This is a genomic window from Streptosporangium sp. NPDC049046 (genome assembly GCF_040649155.1).
Lineage (GTDB): Bacteria > Actinomycetota > Actinomycetes > Streptosporangiales > Streptosporangiaceae > Streptosporangium.
The window spans coordinates 20,573-38,835 of sequence record NZ_JBEZEZ010000022.1 but is presented as its reverse complement, the minus strand read 5'-3'; the positions used below and the strand labels follow the sequence as shown (position 1 = coordinate 38,835).

Here is an 18,263-nt window from a genome sequence, read left to right as displayed (position 1 = left end):
TCGTAGGAGAAGGCACGATGAAGGACGCCGCGCATGGTGGCCTGGCCGCCATGGTCTACACCAACATCAAGGCTCGGATCCTGACCGGCCAGGCTCGGCCGGGGCACGTGCTGGCGGCCCATCAGATCGCGCAGGAGATGGAGGTCAGCCGGACGCCTGCCCACGAGGCGCTGAAGCGTCTTGTCGCCGAGGGCTACCTCGTCGCTCAGCCGCGAGTCGGCTACACGGTCACGCCCATCAACCTCGACGAGATTCGTGACCTGTTCCAGATTCGAATTCGGCTCGAGTGCCTGGCTGCGGAACTGGCAGCCGCCGCTTTCACGCCGGCGCACGCGTCGGCGTTCGAGCTCGCTCACGCCAACGCGATGTCGGAGGTGCAGCGCCTGGAAGGACGCTCACCGAACGACCCGGAGGTCGTCGAGACGATGAGCGGGCTGCACCGTCAGTTTCACCAGATGATCGCGGGCATCTCGGGGAACGGGCGCCTGACAGCGATGATCGGCACGCTCCAGGACGAGATGCAACGATTCTGGGCCCTGGTGCCGGGGTACCTTAGCCAGTCCTACGTCTTCTTCAACGACCCCGAGCACCAGGAGACGTTCGACGCGATCGCTGCCAAGGACGCCGACCGGGCACGCGCCTCGGTCGTGCGGCACCTCCGTGACAACTTGCGCACCTTGTTCGACGCGCTGTTCCCGGACGAGCCGCCGTCCGGAGAGCCGATCGACCTGCCGTGGGACGTCGCCGACAACCCGCCAGGGCTGAAGGAGTTCTCACATCGTGAGACCCAGGGCGATCAGCGGGTTACGGAAGTCGTCGCGCGCCCATCGGGTGCCGTCGGCGATGTCGGTGAAGCCGAGCAGGCGTAGCGCGCCGATCGCGTAGCTGCGCATGGTGGCCAGGATCGACGGTGCCGAGGCGGTACGGACCCTGCACCGGTCCTCCCCGAGCGTGACGTCTCTCACGTAATGATCTTTGTTTTCGATCGACCATTCGCCGCGCACCAGCTCGGCCAGGCGACGTGGAGTGGCCAGCGTCGCGGGCAGGTGGGTGACGCCCAGCACCGCGACGCTCGACAACGGCTTCCAGCGCAGGTCATAGACGTGCCGTTCGAGGAGGAAGACCTGTTTGACGTGCGGGAAGCGGGTTCCGGGCGGGGCGGGCATCACCTGGATGGTGCGGACCTCGGTGCGGCCGTGGCCACGGTCGTAGGTGGTCCATCCGATCGGCACGTCCTTCCAGGCCAGGGCGTCGAGCTGATCGAACAAGCCCGGCTGGTTGCCGCCGACCGGGAAGACGTAGAACGCTTCGCGCCGGTGCAGGTAGCGGGCGTGCTCCCGCTGCGTATGGAGCCTGTCGGCGCTGATCACGACGTTCTTCAGGCAGCCGATCTGGTCCAGCAGCGGGGGCGAAGGCAGTGATCTCGTTGGATTTGGAGCCGACGTCGATCGTCGCGACCATGAGGGCGTCGACGGCCAACTGCGCGCCGAGGCGATGGCGGGCGGACTTGCCGGGGGTGGCGGTGCCGCGTTGGGTCTTGCCGTCGACGGTCATAGGGATCAACTCGCCGGGGTCGTCGTACAGCTCCCGCAGTTGTCCGGCCCGGTGCGCGGCGTAGGCGGCGTCCACATGCGCCGCGTTGACCCGCGCGATCGTGCGGCACACCGTGTCGGGATGCGGAGCCTGGTAGCGGCCGGTCCGCCGATCGCGCCGGGCTCCGATCTGCTCCAGGACATGCTGAGGGCATCTGGCGATCCAGTGCCGGATCGCCGCGTAGGAGGTCGCGCCGGAGGTGATCGCCGCCTGGACCAGCGCGAGGATGACGACCAGCCGGTGTCGTCGCCCGTGAGGATCACGCGGATCGGGATCTGCGCCCACACATGGCGAAGATCGGCCATGTCCACGGCCTCGCCGCTGGAATCCGGATGTTCACACTGTCCAGCGTCGTCGACAGCGGTGGTGATGGCGGACAGCACGGGCGGCATGGCAAACTGCACGGACAACGAGGCTCCGTTGGTCGGCTTGGTGTGGAAACCGCCGTTCTACGGGGCCTTGTTGCATATCAGGACTTCGCCACGCCGTACGCGATCGACCTGTGACCTGCCGCCTCACCCAGCCGTCTCAGCATTCGAGAACTCCGTCGGCCCTGGACGACCCGCGGTGGCTCTCGTCCACGGCCAAGAGCGATTAGGGCGCGCAGGCATGACCTGTGCGTTCGGCCCGGCACCCGCCTGACGGCGAACGCGGGCACCGGCAACACGACCCGGGTCGACTGCGATCGACTTTCCCACCGCACGTGGTCGCAGGTGCGCTACCCCGATGCGCCCTGCCGGTTGCGAGACGTCTGAGTCCCGGGCACCGCGACGAGCGGCGGCATCGGTCGTGGGTGTCGTCGTGCCCTCGTCCGTCCCCAATTCGATGGGAAAACCATCGTCGAATCTGTTGACATGTTTATTAACACGCGAGTACGGTCCGACAAGGCTGTTACCGGCGATACTCGCTACTCCGTCTACCGAAATGAGCGATCGACCCATGACATTGCGCTCCACACTTCGATACGTCCTCGGACGTCTCGCTGGAGCGGCCATCCTGCTGGTCGTCTACTCGTTCGGGATCTACTCGTTGCTGGCACTGGCGCCCGGCGATCCGGTGCGGTTGCTGCTGGGCACCCTGCCCGCGACCCCGGACACGATGGAAGCGATTCGCGCGCGCTACAACCTGGACGACCCGTTCCTGGTCCAGTACTGGAACTGGCTGACCGACGCCCTGCACTTCGACCTGGGCCAGTCGGTCCTCACCGGCCAGGGAGTCTCGTCCGCGATCCTGGAGCGCGGCGGCGTCACCGTGCAGCTGGGAACCCTGACCTTCTTGATCACGATGGCCCTGGGTATTCCGCTCGGGATGCTGGCCGGCCTGAAGCGAGGCAGGTTCGTGGACCGGTTCGTCTCCCAGATCTCGATGATCTCGGTGAGCGCGCCGTCGTTCGCGATCGGAATCCTGCTGATCATCGTGCTCGCCGGTCAGCTCAACTGGTTGCCTGCGATCGGTGCAGGTGAGGGCGGAGTCGATCGGCTGCGGCACCTGATCCTGCCGGCGGTGGCTCTTAGCACAGCGACCATTGCTCTGGTCGTCCGTTACACGAGGACAGCCGTCATCGAGGTCGCGGGCCAGGACTACATCATCGCCGCGAGGGCTCGAGGGGTGAAGCCGTCCCGCCTGCTGTTCAACTACGTCCTGCGGAACTCCCTGGTCCCGGTCATCACCGCTGCCGGCGTCGTCCTGAGCTTCGTGATGGTCGGAGCCGTCGTGGTCGAGGCGACCTTCGCCCTTCCGGGCCTGGGCAGTCTCCTGATCAGCGCGGTCCAGCAGAAGGACCTCCCGGTCGTCCAAGGGGTGACGTTGGTGATGGCAGCGACCGTGTTCCTCATCAACCTGGTGACCGACCTTGCCTACCTCGCGGTGGATCCGCGAATCGCCCTGAGTGGGGACAGCCGATGAGCATCGAACCGACCACCGGCGTCGAGGCGCCGGCGGACGCAGCAACCGACCGACGCGCTCGCCGCCGGATTCCGTCGATCAGCGTGATGCTGTGCATCGGCTACCTGTCGTGCATCGTCGTCGCCGGCCTGTTCGGCTCCATGCTGGTGCCGAACGCGAACGTGCAGTCCTTGAGCAACGGGTTGCAAGGGATCTCCGGTGACCACTGGCTGGGTACCGACGACTTGGGGCGCGACATCTTCGGGCGGGTCGTGCTCGGTGCGCGGACGGCGCTGTACGGCCCGCTTCTCATCGCGCTCGGAGCCTTCGTCATCGGCTCCGTGCTGGGGTTGATCGCCGGCTACGTCGGCGGGATTCCGGGCGGGATCATCATGCGGTGGGTCGACCTGATGTACGCGCTCCCTGGCGTCCTGGTCGCCATCGTCGCCATCGGCGTGCTTGGAGGCGGCTACTGGGTCGCCGTCGCGGTGATCATGTTCCTGTCCGCGCCCTATGACACCCGACTGGTTCGTGCGGCCACCATCGAGCAGAAGTCGCGACCGTACGTCGAAGCTGCTCGAACGCTCGGCATGTCGCGAACACGCGTCATGTTCCGGCACCTGTGGCCGAACGTCCTGCCGCTGGCCGTCTCGCAAGCGTTCCTGAGCTTCGCATTCGCACTCATCAACCTGTCGGCTCTCTCGTTCCTCGGTCTCGGATCGACACCGGGCAGCGCCGACTGGGGCACCATGCTGGCCGAGAGCCAGGCGATCCTGCTCGACAACCCTCTCACCGCGGTCGGCCCTGCGCTCGCGATCATCTTCGCCGCCGTGAGCGTGAACGCCCTGGGCGACTTCGTCTTCGACCGGCTGTCCACGAAGGAAGGCCGCAATGCCTGAGCACGCTTCTAGGCTCCTCGACGTAGATGACCTGACGATCGGCCACAGCGTCGGCGGAGAAGAACGGATACTCGTCGACGGCGTCGACCTTCACGTCGATCTCGGCGAGACGATCGGTATCGTCGGCGAGTCCGGGAGCGGCAAGTCGCTGTCGGTCCGGTCCCTTCTCCAGCTGCTCCCGGCAGGGTTCAACACCACGGGCTCTGCGCAGCTCGGTGGCATCAACGTGCTGACCGCATCGGAGCGCGACATGCGCCGAGTGCGCGGTCGGCAGGCCAGCATGATCCTTCAGGACCCGTTCACGATGCTGAACCCGCTGATGCGGGTCGGGCACCACCTCGAAGAGGTGCTGCGCGAGAAGCCGCAGTACCGCGCGATGTCGAAGGCTGAACGTCGCGCCGAGGTGCAGCGGCGGTTGGAAGAGGTCGGGATCACGGACCCCGCCGTCTCGCGCCGGTACCCGTTCCAGCTCTCGGGTGGCATGCGTCAACGGGTGGGCATCGCCGCCACGCTGGCGACGGACCCCGACATGATCATCGCCGACGAACCGACGACGGCGCTGGACACCGTGACGCAGCAGGAGATCCTCAAGCTCCTGATCTCGATCCAGCGGCAGCGACGGATGTCGATGATCATGATCACCCACGACCTGCGCGTCGCGTTCGCGGCCTGCGACCGCGTCTACGTGATGTACGCCGGCGCCATGATGGAAGCCGGCCCGTCGGACGAGCTGTCCAGGTCGCCGAGACATCCGTACACGCTGGGCCTGCTTGCCTCGGAGCCACCGCTGGGCCGTCGGCTCGCCCGGCTTCCTGTCATCAAGGGAGAGCTGCCGCACGTCCGTGAACGGCGGATCGGGTGTCGATTCGCCGAACGGTGCGAGTGGGCCACTCCGGACTGCTCGCGGCAGCGAGTTCAGCTGGTGCAGATCGACGACGACCGTGCGTCGGCCTGCATCCGCGTCGACGAGATCCGGCGTGACCTGGATGCCAGGTTCGAGATCGTCGAGAAGGGCGAGCAGCTGGCTGCGCCGCAGGACGTGTCGGCGCCGGTCGTCGTCTCGCTCGAGGGTGTCTCCAAGGAGTACGGCCACGGCAACAAGGCGGTGGCCGCCCTCAAGGAGGTCTCGCTGACGGTCCGCCAAGGGCAAGCCGTCGCGCTCGTCGGCGAATCGGGTTCTGGCAAGACGACCCTGGGTCGTTGCCTGGTCGGGCTGGAGTCCATCACCAGTGGCGCCGCCGAGGTCTTCGGGATCGACATCACCCAGGGGTCCCGGATGTCGCGCTCGGACCTCCGAACCTGGCGCTCGAAGGTGCAGTACGTCTTCCAGGACCCGTACTCCTCGCTCAATCCGCGGATGACCGTCGGTCAAACCCTGGCGGAGGCCGGCCGCCAGGCGGCACTGTCCGGCGATCCCCGGGTCTTGACGGTGGCCGAGGTGCTCGAGCGCGTCGGGCTCCGACCGCACTACGCCGCACGTCGGCCTGCGGCGCTCTCCGGTGGCGAGCGGCAGCGGATCGCGATCGGGCGGGCCCTGGCGCTCAATCCGGAGCTGCTGATCTGTGACGAGCCCGTGTCCGCTCTGGACGTCTCGGTCCAAGCACAGGTCCTGAACCTTCTCAACGACATCCGTCGGGAGACGGGCATCGCCCTCCTCTTCATCACGCACGACCTGGCCGTGGTGCGCCAGGTCGCGGACACCGTCTACGTGCTCGAGAAGGGCCGGGTCGTGGAGGCGGGCACCGCAGAAATTATGGATTCTCCGAACTCGGGGTACACGAAACAGCTGCTTGAAGCAGTGCCCAGAACGTCATCCGACTGGCTGGGGAAGCACTCACAGATGGGTCAGGTATGAACAGATCCGTCCGCAGGCTTCGCATGGGCATCGCTGCCCTGGGAGTTCTGTTGGTCGCAGGTGCGTGTAGTTCGTCCTCGGACGACGGCGCCGGCGAAGACCGGTCGACCGGGACCCTGACTATCGCCACCAGCGGTATTCGCAGCATGGACCCTGCTCGTCAGTACGATCAGCCGGCGCTCTGGGTCAACGGGCTCGCGCTCGAAGGCCTGATCAAGCTCGACAACACCGGCAAGGTGCAGCCTGCGCTCGCCACCAAGGTAGACAACCCAGATCCTCTTACCTACGTCTACACCCTGCGCGAAGGCGTCAAGTTCTGGAACGACGCCGAAGTCACTCCCGATGACGTCGTGTACTCCTTGCGCCGGTACCAGGACCAGACCGCGCAGACCGCGAGCAAGTACAAGTCCGTCGACACGATCACGGCCACGGGCCCGATGGAAGTCACCGTCAAGCTCAAGCAGCCCGACTCGGCGTGGCAGTACACCCCGGCGTACGCCGGGCAGATCGTCGAGAAGAAGTTCGCCGAGGCTCACGAGAAGGATCTCGGTGGACCTGGTGTGCTGACGATGGGCACCGGGCCGTGGAAGCCGAAGGACTTCAACTCCAGCGCCGGCATGACCTTTGTCAAGAACGACGGGTGGTGGGGCGCTGCCGAGACCGGGGACGACTTCAAGGAGTCGTGGAAGACGGTCAAGCTGGTCTTCGCCGCGCCCGTCCCGGGAGCAGCCGCACTTCGAGCAGGCGACGTGGACGGTGTCGTCGGTGGTGACGGAACGGCGTTCGCCGGATCGAGCTCGGAGCTCACGAAGGCGCCCACCGAGACGCTCGGCTACATCACCCTCCTGACCGACAAGGGCCCCTTGGCCGATGTGCACGTTCGACGGGCCATCGCCCACCTCGTGGACCGCGAGGCGATCATCAAGTCGGCGTTGAGGGGATTCGGAGACCCGGCGCCCTACATGACGTCGCAGCGGGTGTGGACGGAGCTTCCGAAGGAGGACGTCGCGACGGCGTACGACCAGATCGCGTCGTACGACTACGATCTCGACGCCGCGAAGCGGGAGCTGGAGCAATCGGCGTACGCCGACGGCGCGACGATCGTGGCCGAGGTCATCTCGACCTACCCGTCCTTCGTGCGGGCGACCGAGATCCTCAAGGAGGAGGCTGCCAAGATCGGTCTCACGATCAAGATCAAGGGAGAGCCTGGGGCTGAGTGGTTGACCAACTCGAGCGATCACAAGATCGAGCTGACCGTGTCGACGTACTCGAGTCTGTCACCGGACCCGAACTTCTACCCGAACACCCTGATGCGTGCCGACGGGTTGCCGGCAGGCGGATCGAACTACGCCAACCTCGACGTCCCCGGTCTTGACGGCTTCATTCGAACCGCAAGCTCTGCGAGAGCGCAGAGCAAGGAGCAGCTCGACGCCGTCGTCGGTGCGTTGAAGGCCAACGCGGCGGAGGTCGGGTACATCCCGGTCTACACGCAGCAGGCCGTCTTCGCGCACGATCCCAAGATCTCGTTCGAGAACTTCTCGCAGTACGCGATGGGATCGCCGTACCCGCTCTACCTGAAGTAGAGAGCCCACAGCCGCGCCGGGCCACGACCTGTCGGCGGGTGTCGACGTCGGTGCTCGTGGCCCCATTCCTCATCAGATAGAGATCTGCTGTGTCATCGATTCTGTCCGCATCCGTACTGCCGTCCACCGAGCGCCGCGCTCGCGCCAAGCACGTCCTGATGTGTCCTCCGCAGTACTTCGACGTGCTCTACTCCATCAATCCCTGGATGGACCCGGGGGCACAACGCCCACATCTTCTACCTCGCCTGCGACGAGGCACACAAGCGGCTGTGCAACCAGGTGTTTTTCACCAAGATCACCCTCACCGAAGACCTCGACGTGCGCTCTGAGTTCACCGGCGTCTACGAGACCATCCTCAACCCCACCAACCGGCTCCACGCCGAGCTCTGGCAGCGCACCGGCCAGCTCCACCCCGACATCCACCTGGACCGGCACGAAGAAATCCTGCCCACCGATCACGGGGGCAGGCTTAGAACTTCGACCAAATGGTGGACCTCCGTAGAGACTTTGAGAACCCCTACCAAGCCCACAAACGCGATTGCTGCGAGCGACGGACTCCAGGAGCGCCCCAAATCACATCTGCTGGACTTCTCGAAGGCCCCAAACGATTGACAGTTGTTAGTCGTCGATGACACCGCGGATCTTGCCCGGATACACCTGCCAACACGCGAAGATCCACGATGTCGGCACGCATGCTACGAAGGACCGTAGATGGGTCGCCCGTGATCGGGCGGCCCACGACGCATTTCTGAGGGTCCGTTTGTTATCGACGGACGCGTTGGACGGGTGATCCGAGGTGGTCTGGGTGCATGGCGGTGTGAAGTTCTACCGCGGCGCAGCGGCAGCAGTACGGGCCTATGTCGAGGCCGATCGATCCCGTGCGGATGACTACTACCTCGGTGAGAGCACCGGTGTCGCAGCCCGGCTGAGGACCACCCCGGGCGGTGTCTGTGGACAGACCATCGGGAGCGCGCCGCGTAGAGACGCACAGACTGATGAGTCGTCGCCCAGCTGCCCGGCTGACGCCGAGCGATTCGTAGACCTCATTGCGCGATAATCCGTCCTCGATGAGCCGCGAGAGCGCAGCCCCAGCCCTTGCCTCAGCGACCGCAACTGCACCCTCGGCGGAACCGAGCGCAGTGAGCGCCCGGCGGTCCTCACGCACCGCCGCGTTGATCCGAGCCCGCCGCGCGGAACCGAACGGGGTGCGCTCGTCGGCTTCCGCGATCAGCTGATCGACTCGCGTCGACGCTTCGCGTCGTCGAGCTCTCAGCGCCTTCGTCGTTTCGCTACACATCAGTTCCTCCGATCCGCGATTTATCAGTGCCGACAAGCACCTCACAGACCCGCCACTGGACAGCGACCGCGAAGAAGTCGCCTCACTGCGCTCGAAAGGAGAACTGCCACACACCTCGATGCTGGTCTGGTTGCAAGGTCTTCTCGGTCGTCACCAGCGGCAGGCCGTAGCGGTAGGCCTCCAGGCCCAGCTGGTAGCCGCGCCGGTACGACGCGTCGTCGGCGACGGCCGGATCGGTGAACGCTCCACCGAGCAGTGCTGCCAGCAGAACGGTGGCGCCCAGGGGCGCGAGCCGGCGAGGCTTCGTGCGGCGCATCGGGATCCTTTCGTCGGGCCGGAACCGGCCCGGGGTGAGGGCAGAATCCTCGAAGCGTGCCAAGGCGCCATCGGAGTCGTCTTGATCCCATGCGACGACTTCTTGACCTGGCGCGACACCTAGGTCGTCGGCGCTGCACTCAACGCACGTCAAACCTCTCCAGGAACCCGCGGTAGGGCTCGAGGTCGAGGCCCTGGTCGAGGAGCCAGGCGTCGTTGTAGTAGGTGTGGGCGTAGCGTTCGCCGCCGTCGCAGAGCAGCGTGACGATGCTTCCGGTCTGTCCCGCGTCGCGCATGCGCTCGACCACTTTCAGGCTCGCCCAGATGTTGGTGCCGGTGGACCCGCCGACGGTACGACCCAGAACCCCGGAGACCCAGCGGACCGCGGCGATGGATGCGGCGTCGGGCACCCGGATCATGTCGTCGACCACGCCACCGACGAACGACGGCTCGACACGCATCCGACCGATACCCTCGATCCGTGAGGGAGCCGAGGTCGTGGCGCCCGACGTGTCCTGCTCCCAACCGTCCAGGAACGCCGAGTTCTCCGGATCGGCCACCAGGACCTGGGTGTCGAACCGGCGGTACCGGACGAACCGTCCGATGGTCGCTGACGTGCCGCCCGTGCCCGCCCCCACCACGATCCACGACGGACACGGATGCCGCTCGGAGCGCAGCTGCTCGAAGATCGACTCAGCGATATTGTTGTTGCCGCGCCAGTCGGTCGCACGTTCGGCGTAGGTGAACTGGTCCAGGTAGTGGCCGCCGGTCTCGGCCTCGAGCCGGCGCGCCTCGTCGTACACGGCAACGGCGTCGTCGACCAGGTGGCACCGACCGCCGTAGAACTCGATCAAGGAGATCTTCTCGGGGCTGGTCGACTTCGGCATGACCGCGACGAAGGGCAGGCCGATCAACCGCGCGAAGTAAGCCTCGCTCACGGCCGTCGAGCCGCTGGACGCCTCGATGATGGTGCTGCCGCGACCGATCTACCCGTTGCACAGCGCGTACAGGAACAGCGATCGCGCCAGCCGGTGCTTCAGACTGCCGGTCGGATGGACCGACTCGTCCTTGAGGTACAGGTCGATGCCCTCGACCGACAGCGGTACGACATACAGATGAGTGTCGGCACTCCGGTTCGCGTCGGCATCGAGCCGCCGGATCGCCTCGGCAATCCAGGCACGCTGCTCACTGGTCGTCCTAGGCACGGGGTACCGAGCCCACCGGATCAGCGTGCCAGCGAACGTTGCACACGAGGCCGTCGAGGAGCACGTGAGGTTCAGGAGGAGCGATCGCCCAGTCGACGGCGACGACTCCAGCACTCCCTTCACGCAGCCGGACCGTGAGGTCACCGTCGGTCACCGCCGGTGTCCCCGGTTCGGCGTCGTCGGGCGACAGGCCGCAGCAGACGAGGAGGCCCTGCAACCAGGCCGGATCCGGTACCTCCAAGTCCAACGAGCTGATCGCCGGACCGCGTACTGGCCCCCTCGGCATCCCCGACTTCCATCGGATCAGGAACGGGACGAACGGGTGCAGGACGTGCCCGGCTATCTCGCAGGTCTCCCAGACGTAGGTCTCGCCGTCAGGAGCGACCCGGCTGCTCTCGACCGGGTCGCCCGTTTCCACACCGTAGTCCAGGAGCCGCCGGCGGCAGGCGTCGAGCTCGGGGACGCTGATGGCCCAGGTCAGCGGTCCCACCCGCGAACGAACCGCTCGGGCCGTGGCGTGGGACGACTCCTCGACTGCGTCGATCAGCTCCAGATACGCGTCCCTCGGGCCGCGAACGAGCGCGTTCGTCGTACCGGTCGGATGGCTGCCGCCAGGAACCGCCGTGAGCCCTGCCCGGCTCCATCGAGCGATTGCCTCGTCGAGTCCGCGCACCGACACGACGACATGGTCCACCTTGCTCTGCCCACCAGTGGGCTCTGTGTCTCTCAACGGTCCGGGGCCACGACGATCTTGCCGAGGACCTGACGCTGCTCAAGAAGGTCGAAGGCGGTGCGGACGTCGGACAGGGGCAGCACCCGATCGATGGGGGGACGCAGCTTGCCGACGCGGACGAGCTCGATCAAGGACTCCAGGTCCGATCGGAGCCACCCGTCCGAGCCCCGGATGTCCAGCTCGTACGACCAGACGTAGCGGAGGTCGGTCTCGACCGCGTAGCCGGCGGTTGCTCCGCAGTTGAGCAGGCGCCCTCCCTTCCGCAGGGAGCGCAACGAGGGGGCCCAGGTGTCGCCGCCGGTGAAGTTGACCACCACGTCGAGACCGCCCGCCCCCGAGACCCGGGGCTTGCCATGACGCTCGTGCACGGCCTTCATGAAGTCGTCGTCTCGATAGTTGATGCCTTCGTCGGCGCCGAGCGCGGCAAGCTGTTCGAGCTTGGCGTCGGTCGACGCGGCAGCGATGACGTGCGCTCCGGCCAGGCTGGCGAGCTGGACACAACCCGTTCCGACCCCTCCGGACGCGCCGAGGACCAGCACCTTATCGCCGGGGCCGACCTCGCCGCGGGTGACCATCATGCGGTACGCCGTCCCGTAGGCCACCGGCAGCGCTGCGGCGTCGGTGAACGAGACGTCGTGCGGCAACCGGATCAATGTCCTGGCGTTGACGGCGACGCGCTCGGCCAGTCCGCCATCCATCGTCTCGCCCACCAGCTTGTTCTCGACCGCGTCCCAGGGATCGATCAGGACCCGATCACCGACGTGCCAGCCCTCGACCTCGGCGCCGACCTCGGCGATCTCGCCGGCGATGTCGATGCCCATGATGATCGGGAACGGGATGGTGATGCCGGGCATCCCACGCAGGGTGAACAGGTCGTGGTAGTTCAGCGCGCAAGTCCTGACGTCGACGACGACCTCACCGGCCCCGGCGACGGGGTCGGGCCAATCGTCGTGGACCGTGATGAGCTCCGAATGGCCGTGCTCACTGATGACTGCAGCCCTCACGCTGCTTCCTTTCCGTGGATGTGGCAGATGCCGTGGTGGTGCGCTCGAGCTATCCGAAGGCGGTGCTCAACGTGGCTCGACCGATCGCGGTCAACCTGCCCTGATCGTCGGTGACGTTGACGTCCGCGACGCCCACGCTCCTGCCCGCCCGCCGCATCGTCGCCGTCGCGGTCAGCCTGGTGCCGCTGGAGGGCCTCAGGTAGTCGACCCGCAGGTTCACCGTGGGCGGCACGACACCGGTCGACAGGATCGTCGCGAACACCGCCGCGGTGTCGATCAACGACGCGACAGGGCCGCCGTGGAACTGCGGTTCGCCGCCGATGCGCTCCAGCTCCGGACGTAAGGGCATCTCCAGCACGAGACTGCCCGCCTCCGCGTCCGTGGCCGTGCACCGGAGTCCCAGGAACTCGTTGTACGGCGAGGTGCTGAGCAGCGCGTTCAGCCCGGCCGGGCTCGTGTCCAGATCCTCGTTGTCCGTCATGCCAACCATCCTTCGTTGCTCGTCTCCAGCTGCATCGCGATCTCGTGAAGCTTCCGTTTGTCGATCTTGTTGGTTCCTGCAAGGGGCAGCTCGTCGACGGTCGCGATGCGCCGTGGATGCAGGTAGGCAGGCGCCTGCTCGATCACGAAGGACTTCACCGCTCCAGCGGTCAGGTGCGCTCCCGCGCTCATCACGATGAAGGCGACCGGGATGCGTCCGCGTTCGTCGTCCGGGAGGGAGACCACCGCCGCCTGTCCGATGGCGGGGTGCCGCTCGAGGATCGTCTCGAGCTCGCCCGGATAGATGTTCTCCCCTCCGCAGACGAACATGTCGTCGGCTCGGCCCACGAAGTAGAAGAACCCGTTGTCATCGCGACGCATCACGTCGCCGCTGTAGTACCACCCGTCTTCGAACGACGTCGCATTGAGGTGCGGCAGACCGCGGTAGCCATCGGTCACAGCGGGGTTGCGCATCGTGAGCACGCCGTGGGTGTCGTCGGGACCGTCGACGAGCCTGACCTCCGACCCGGGCAGCGGGTAGCCGAGCGCGAGCGGCGGCCTGGCGATCCCGTCCGGATGCGCTCCGAAGATCGCCGGACCGGTCTCCGTCGTGCCGTAGGACACGACCACGTCGGCGTCAGGGATCGCGTCGGCGATCCTGGCGACCTGCTCCTGGGTGATCGGAGCGGAGCCGAGCGACAGCGACCTGACGGACCTGAGACGTGATGTGTCGTCGGCAACCTCGCCCAGGACGCGGATCCACATCGTGGGCACCGCGGCGACACTGGTCACTCCGTAGCGCTCGATCGCGTCGACATAGGCGGAGGCGTCGAATCGCGGGCAGATCACCGTCGTGAATCCGAGCGCGAGGCCCCGGCACAGGGTCACCAAGCCGTTCATGTGGAACAGCGGCTGGGCGATGATCTGGGTCTCGATCCGCCGAGGAGGCTCCGAGGACAACGTGCGAAGCGCCCACAGCTGACCCGCATGCGTGAGCGGGACGCCTTTCGGCAGGCCGCTGGATCCGGAGGTGTAGAGGATCTCGGCAAGCCCGTCCGACGGCGGCTCGATCCCGGCGAGGGCCTCACCGGCCGAGTCCTGGCAGGTGGTGGCCAGATCCTGGAGGAACGGGGTCTGAGGATCGTCGAAGTCGATACTGGGAGTTCGCTCGGCCAGCGCTTCCCGCCCTGCGGCGTCGACGAAGGTCAGCACCACCCCGGCGTCCTCGATGACGTGGTCGAGAACGTCACCGCCGGACCGCACGTTGATCGGGACCGCCACCAGGCCGGCCTTCATGATGCCGAGGTACGCCACCACGTACTCGACCCGGTTGGCCGACATGATCCCGATGCGGTCTCCGCTGGCGTACGAGCTGGCGACCAGCTCGGCAGCGAGCGCCGTGACCAGCCTGCTGAGCTCGGGGTACGTGTACCCGACTGGAACACCGGGGACGCGCAAATCCAGGACCGCGAGCCGGTCCGTCGATGCTCCGTGCACCCCGGCGAGATCGCCGAGGTTGGCGACGTTCGCGAGGGCCAGCCCCGCCCGGGGGCTGCTGCGCCTCGTTCCCTTTCGAAGCTGGGCGTCGAGCGTCGGCTCCATAAGCCCTCCTCCGTACGACGTCCCCATGGACGCAATAAACATGTTTAATAAAATGTTACCGCGAAACTGCTGTGCCAGTCCACTGCGTGGCGACCGCACCCGCCTACGCCCGAGCCTCGGGGCGAGGCAGGTGGATGCCAGCGATCATGCACCGGATCGACCCTCCGGCCAGCTCGATCGTCGGCACCTCGACGTCCAGAATCGTCAGGTGCTCGGCGACGGCGCTACGTTGCGACTCCGTCAAGCTGTTGCGAGCACGGGTCGACATCACCAGGTAACGCCCGTCGGTTCCCTCGACCTCGATCGCATTGCCGGCGAACTCGTCGATCTGCGCCAACGTCAAGGGGACGACCGCGTGCCCGGAAGCCGTCACCGAGCACTCGTGGCGGAGCTCGGCGAGGCCGGCTGCATATCCTCTGGCTGCTCCTGCTCCTGCTCCTGCTCGGATGGCGGTGGTGGGGGCGGGACGGTCTGCCCCTCGTGGACGACGACCAGAACGTCGGTGACGTTCTGGCTGGTCAGTGGGCGTTCATCACTGTGAGGGCGGGCGTGGTAGCGAGAGATGGGAGATTTCACCTTGCGGACGCTGATGCGCGGGTGGCGTGGTGGCAGCAGGCCGTCCAAGACCGCGCGGCCGATAACGCCGACCAGGTCGAGAGGGGCAGCCGGGTCAGCGGGAAGGACGCCCGAGGCGATGATGACCTGGTCACGAGCGGCCTGTGCGGCGGTCTTGAAGCAGGCCCGGTCCGGATCGGTGCCGGGCACCGACTCGGCGGCGGCGACCATGGCCATCCGCAACGCCTGATAGACGGTCAGCAGCGCCCACAGCTCCTGCTCCAGCCCGATCGGGTCGCCCGAGCGCAGTACCCGCCCGCCCAGCAGCGTGTGCCGTAACGCCAGGTAGGCCGATTCGATCTCCCACCGCTCGTGGTAGAGCCGGATCAGCGCTGCGGCGCTGTCACGGCGCGGGTCGAGCAAGGTCGTGGCCAACCGATAGCGGCTGGCGACCTTGGTGCCATCGGCGCAGATCACGGTGATGTCGGCGTCGATGATCCGCACGACCATCTCGCCGATCCGGGACAGGAACGAGCCGTCGCACAACCGGGCGGCCATCGGCGGGCGGCGGGTGCTTTTGAGCCGGACCAGGAACTGCGCGCCGCTCCCGCCCACCGCGCCCAGCACCTGGTTGCCGTCGAAGGCGCGATCGGCCAGGACCAGCATGTCCGGGCCGAGCAGCCCGCAAAGCCGCCGCGCGTAGCGTGTCTCGCCGGTGGTGATCGACCCGAACACCGCGCCGAGCAGGCCGCGGGTGCCGGTCTCCACCAGGGTCATGAGCATCACGGTTGGATAGCCCGCCCAGGCCAGCCGATGTTTGATCTTCGTCAGCCAGGAACGGTTCCGCTCGCAGTCGGGCACCTTGATCGAGCTGCAGCCGTCAAGGCGACGGTGCGCCAGCGCCGATAGCGCGTTCCTGGTGTGTGCGGCTGCGCCAACGGACCGGCCAGGATCTCGAACAGTTCCCGCAGCGGGGCCGCCCCCACCCGGCGCCGGAGATCTCGCAACGCCTTCTCGCAGGGACGCGGCACCGCGAGCTGCCCGAATGCGGCCACCAGCTTGCCCCACACGCCCAGGTAGCCCAGCTCCGGGAACAGGCCCAAGGCCAGCACGAAGTAGACCCCGACCCGTGAGGGCAGGTTCCGCAGCCGCTGCTGGGTCTTGCCGGTGTCCTCCAGGACCGCGTCAACCAGCTCGAACGGCAGGTGCTGGGTCAGCTCTCCCAGATGGCCGGGGGCGAAGACGCCGCTGGCGAGCGTGATGGTGCGGGTGAGGGTCATGGTGGCAGAATCGGTACGCAACGGGACCTCGGGGCTCGGGTGGATCTTGGTCGATCGCCTGGTGTACCAGAGGTCCCGTTCCTCTTCACACCAGGGTCCCTGCCGTACTCACGAACAGCTTGCCAAGCGCCCGAGATCCTTAACTACGCGGCTTTGTGTTTTGAGCAGGCGGTGATGGGACTGCGCTGGTTTCGCGACCGCACCGACCGGGGCGCTCTCGGCCGCGACCACGGCGTCTCCCGCGCCACCGCCTACCGCTACATCGACGAGGTCATCGACGTCCTGGCCGACCAGGCGCCCGACCTGCACCAAGTCTTGCGGTGCGCCAGCGACGAGGGCCTCACCCACCTGATCTTGGACGGCACGGTCATCGCCACCGACCGCTGCGCCGAAAAGACCATCAGCGTCAAAGGCGAACCCATCGACCTGTGGTACTCCGGAAAGGCCCACCACCACGGCGGCAACATCCAGGCGCTGTCCACGCCCTGCGGCCTGCCGCTGTGGGTCTCCGACGTCGAACCCGGATCGGTGCACGACCTGACCGCCGCCCGCGCACACGTCCTGGGAGCGCTGTACAAGGCCGCCGCCGACGGGCTCCCCACCCTGGCCGACTCCGGCTACGACAGCGCCGGCATCGGCATTCTCACTCCGGTCAAACAGCCCTCCGGCGGCCGGCCCCTCGACCTCGACACCCGCACCCGCAACGCGCTCCTGCGCGCCCTGCGCTGCCTGGGAGAACGAGGCTTCGCCCTGCTCACACAGCGCTGGCGCACCCTCCAGCGCATCACCGCCAGCCCCAGCCGAATCGGCGACATCGTCAAAGCCGCGCTCGTTCTCACCCATTTCGAACACGGCTACTTGAAATGAAAGTCGCTGAGATCACCTCATTGGACTCAACCGGGCGCACACAGGTCGGGACTCCGGTAAACGATGGTCTGCCACGACCACCTGTTGCTCCGGAGTTCCGATGAGTCACGAGTCTGCCATTGAGCGATGCGGCCGTGTAACTGCCGGCCTTCTGGTCCCAGGCCATCTGGGAGCGCTCACCTCGTTTATCCCGTTCGAGCTGGTGGATGACATCCTTGCGCGGCATCGCGTGCAACATCGCGCCCCGCGCCTGTTACCCGCCCGAGTCGGCGTGTATTTCCTCCTGGCTCAGGCCCTGTTCGCGGGAGTCGGTGCCCTGGGGATCTGGCAGAGAGGGCCGTGGTGTTGGCGTCGCTGCCGCCGCGGTCCTCGGCCAGGCGGCCCGTCACGTGGTAGCGCAGATCCGCTTCCAGTTCCCGCACGCTAGCGTGGATGGTCATGAGGAGCGGGCCCGCCTCTGGATGCCAGGGTGCTGGGCTGCCGGTGACCTTGTGGTGCTGGGTGGATCCGCAGGCGGCGTCGGCGACCTGCTCGGGGAGCAGCTGGTCGAGGAGCGGCTTGAGCTCGGCGACAAGCGTGGGGATCTCCTCGGCAGGTGTCATAGCTCGCTCCGGAAGGTGTAGACCTGGCCAGCGGGCACGAACTGGCTCGCGGTGACCTTCATGTCCGGCACGCCCTCGCATGCCTCGACGATCCAGTCGAGATCATCGGGGCGGTAGAAGACGTACAGCGGCCGAGGCTTGATTCGCTCGTAGGCTGTTCACCACGGGCCGAGGGACGGCGCTGGAGCCGCGCAACGTCAACCGTTCGTGGGACGCGTTGTGCGAGCGCGCGAAGATCGGGCGGCCGACCCGCCTTCATGATCTGCGGCATGCCTGCGGATCGTTCCTGTTCGCCGAGGGAGCCGACATCAAGACGATCCAGGGCGTGTTGCGGCACACTCGGCAGGCGACGATGTCCGACATCTATGTGCATCTGCTGGAGGAGGTGAAGCGAGGTGCGGCTGACAGCATGGACGGGGTCTTGTCCGGCCTGACGACGCGACGGACAAAGCAGGGGAAAGAGGCGTCGTGAGCGCGTTGCTACACCCGTTGCTACAAAATGATCAATG

At 66.7% G+C, this 18,263-nt stretch carries 16 protein-coding genes and 5 pseudogenes; 11 read left to right on the top strand and 10 right to left on the bottom strand.

Going from position 1 to position 18,263, the window contains the following annotated elements; all coding sequences use genetic code 11:
- The first annotated feature begins 17 nt into the window (after positions 1-17).
- Positions 18-869, top strand: a complete 852-nt coding sequence (locus AB0B96_RS28135) for a GntR family transcriptional regulator (protein WP_362903334.1) — start codon at positions 18-20, stop codon at positions 867-869.
- Here the strand turns inward: AB0B96_RS28135 and AB0B96_RS28130 are convergent.
- Both AB0B96_RS28130 and AB0B96_RS28125 read right to left on the bottom strand, forming a co-directional pair.
- A complete protein-coding gene (locus tag AB0B96_RS28130; protein ID WP_362903522.1) occupies positions 774-1,400 on the bottom strand; it encodes an ISAs1 family transposase in 627 nt (208 codons plus the stop codon). The genes AB0B96_RS28135 and AB0B96_RS28130 overlap by 96 nt on opposite strands.
- A gap of 223 nt (positions 1,401-1,623) precedes the next feature.
- Positions 1,624-1,878: pseudogene (locus tag AB0B96_RS28125) on the bottom strand (transposase family protein); the annotation flags it as partial.
- A gap of 2 nt (positions 1,879-1,880) precedes the next feature.
- On the opposite strand from AB0B96_RS28125, the gene AB0B96_RS28120 reads away from it, so the two are divergent.
- The 6 genes from AB0B96_RS28120 to AB0B96_RS28095 all read left to right on the top strand — a co-directional run bounded on the left by AB0B96_RS28120 (position 1,881) and on the right by AB0B96_RS28095 (position 8,426).
- Complete coding sequence (locus AB0B96_RS28120; RefSeq protein ID WP_362903332.1) at positions 1,881-2,099, top strand: hypothetical protein; 219 nt, start codon at positions 1,881-1,883, stop codon at positions 2,097-2,099.
- 433 nt (positions 2,100-2,532) lie between these two features.
- The gene (locus AB0B96_RS28115; protein ID WP_355613653.1) at positions 2,533-3,498 is read left to right on the top strand and encodes an ABC transporter permease; all 966 of its coding nucleotides are present in this window, start codon (positions 2,533-2,535) and stop codon (positions 3,496-3,498) included.
- Complete coding sequence (locus tag AB0B96_RS28110) at positions 3,495-4,376, top strand: ABC transporter permease (protein ID WP_355613655.1); 882 nt, start codon at positions 3,495-3,497, stop codon at positions 4,374-4,376. The genes AB0B96_RS28115 and AB0B96_RS28110 overlap by 4 nt, the downstream gene beginning before the upstream one ends.
- On the top strand, positions 4,369-6,231 hold the full coding sequence (locus tag AB0B96_RS28105; protein WP_362903329.1) for an ABC transporter ATP-binding protein: 1,863 nt from the start codon (positions 4,369-4,371) through the stop codon (positions 6,229-6,231). The genes AB0B96_RS28110 and AB0B96_RS28105 overlap by 8 nt, the downstream gene beginning before the upstream one ends.
- A gap of 146 nt (positions 6,232-6,377) precedes the next feature.
- A complete protein-coding gene (locus AB0B96_RS28100) occupies positions 6,378-7,814 on the top strand; it encodes an ABC transporter substrate-binding protein (protein WP_362903327.1) in 1,437 nt (478 codons plus the stop codon).
- 279 nt (positions 7,815-8,093) lie between these two features.
- Entirely contained in the window at positions 8,094-8,426 is a 333-nt protein-coding gene (locus tag AB0B96_RS28095) for a hypothetical protein (protein WP_362903325.1), read from the top strand.
- Between the two features lie 767 nt (positions 8,427-9,193).
- On the opposite strand, the gene AB0B96_RS28090 is transcribed toward AB0B96_RS28095, so the two are convergent.
- The 8 genes and pseudogenes from AB0B96_RS28090 to AB0B96_RS28055 all read right to left on the bottom strand — a co-directional run.
- Positions 9,194-9,490, bottom strand: a complete 297-nt coding sequence (locus tag AB0B96_RS28090; RefSeq protein WP_355613662.1) for a hypothetical protein — start codon at positions 9,488-9,490, stop codon at positions 9,194-9,196.
- Positions 9,491-9,566: 76 nt separating this feature from the next.
- Positions 9,567-10,631, bottom strand: a pseudogene (locus AB0B96_RS28085) (PLP-dependent cysteine synthase family protein).
- Entirely contained in the window at positions 10,624-11,325 is a 702-nt protein-coding gene (locus tag AB0B96_RS28080) for a VOC family protein (RefSeq protein WP_355613689.1), read from the bottom strand. Before AB0B96_RS28080 ends, AB0B96_RS28085 begins: the two are co-directional and overlap by 8 nt.
- Positions 11,326-11,357: 32 nt before the next feature.
- Positions 11,358-12,368, bottom strand: a complete 1,011-nt coding sequence (locus AB0B96_RS28075) for a zinc-binding dehydrogenase (protein WP_362903322.1) — start codon at positions 12,366-12,368, stop codon at positions 11,358-11,360.
- A gap of 49 nt (positions 12,369-12,417) precedes the next feature.
- On the bottom strand, positions 12,418-12,849 hold the full coding sequence (locus AB0B96_RS28070) for a PaaI family thioesterase (protein ID WP_355613666.1): 432 nt from the start codon (positions 12,847-12,849) through the stop codon (positions 12,418-12,420).
- The gene (locus tag AB0B96_RS28065; protein ID WP_362903320.1) at positions 12,846-14,450 is read right to left on the bottom strand and encodes a class I adenylate-forming enzyme family protein; all 1,605 of its coding nucleotides are present in this window, start codon (positions 14,448-14,450) and stop codon (positions 12,846-12,848) included. The genes AB0B96_RS28070 and AB0B96_RS28065 overlap by 4 nt, the downstream gene beginning before the upstream one ends.
- A gap of 103 nt (positions 14,451-14,553) precedes the next feature.
- Positions 14,554-14,823: an arginine deiminase-related protein gene (locus AB0B96_RS28060; protein WP_355613670.1), complete on the bottom strand. Its 270-nt coding sequence runs from the start codon at positions 14,821-14,823 to the stop codon at positions 14,554-14,556.
- Between the two features lie 179 nt (positions 14,824-15,002).
- Positions 15,003-16,285: pseudogene (locus tag AB0B96_RS28055) on the bottom strand (IS4 family transposase); the annotation flags it as partial.
- Between the two features lie 147 nt (positions 16,286-16,432).
- Here AB0B96_RS28055 and AB0B96_RS28050 point away from each other — a divergent pair.
- From AB0B96_RS28050 to AB0B96_RS28035, 4 genes and pseudogenes are all read left to right on the top strand, one after another.
- A pseudogene (locus AB0B96_RS28050) lies at positions 16,433-17,152 on the top strand (transposase family protein); the annotation flags it as partial.
- A gap of 100 nt (positions 17,153-17,252) precedes the next feature.
- Positions 17,253-17,480 (top strand): annotated as a pseudogene (locus tag AB0B96_RS28045) (transposase domain-containing protein); the annotation flags it as partial.
- A gap of 163 nt (positions 17,481-17,643) precedes the next feature.
- Positions 17,644-17,775, top strand: a complete 132-nt coding sequence (locus AB0B96_RS28040; RefSeq protein ID WP_362903318.1) for a hypothetical protein — start codon at positions 17,644-17,646, stop codon at positions 17,773-17,775.
- A gap of 133 nt (positions 17,776-17,908) precedes the next feature.
- Positions 17,909-18,226, top strand: a complete 318-nt coding sequence (locus AB0B96_RS28035) for a tyrosine-type recombinase/integrase (protein WP_362903520.1) — start codon at positions 17,909-17,911, stop codon at positions 18,224-18,226.
- Positions 18,227-18,263: the final 37 nt, after the last annotated feature.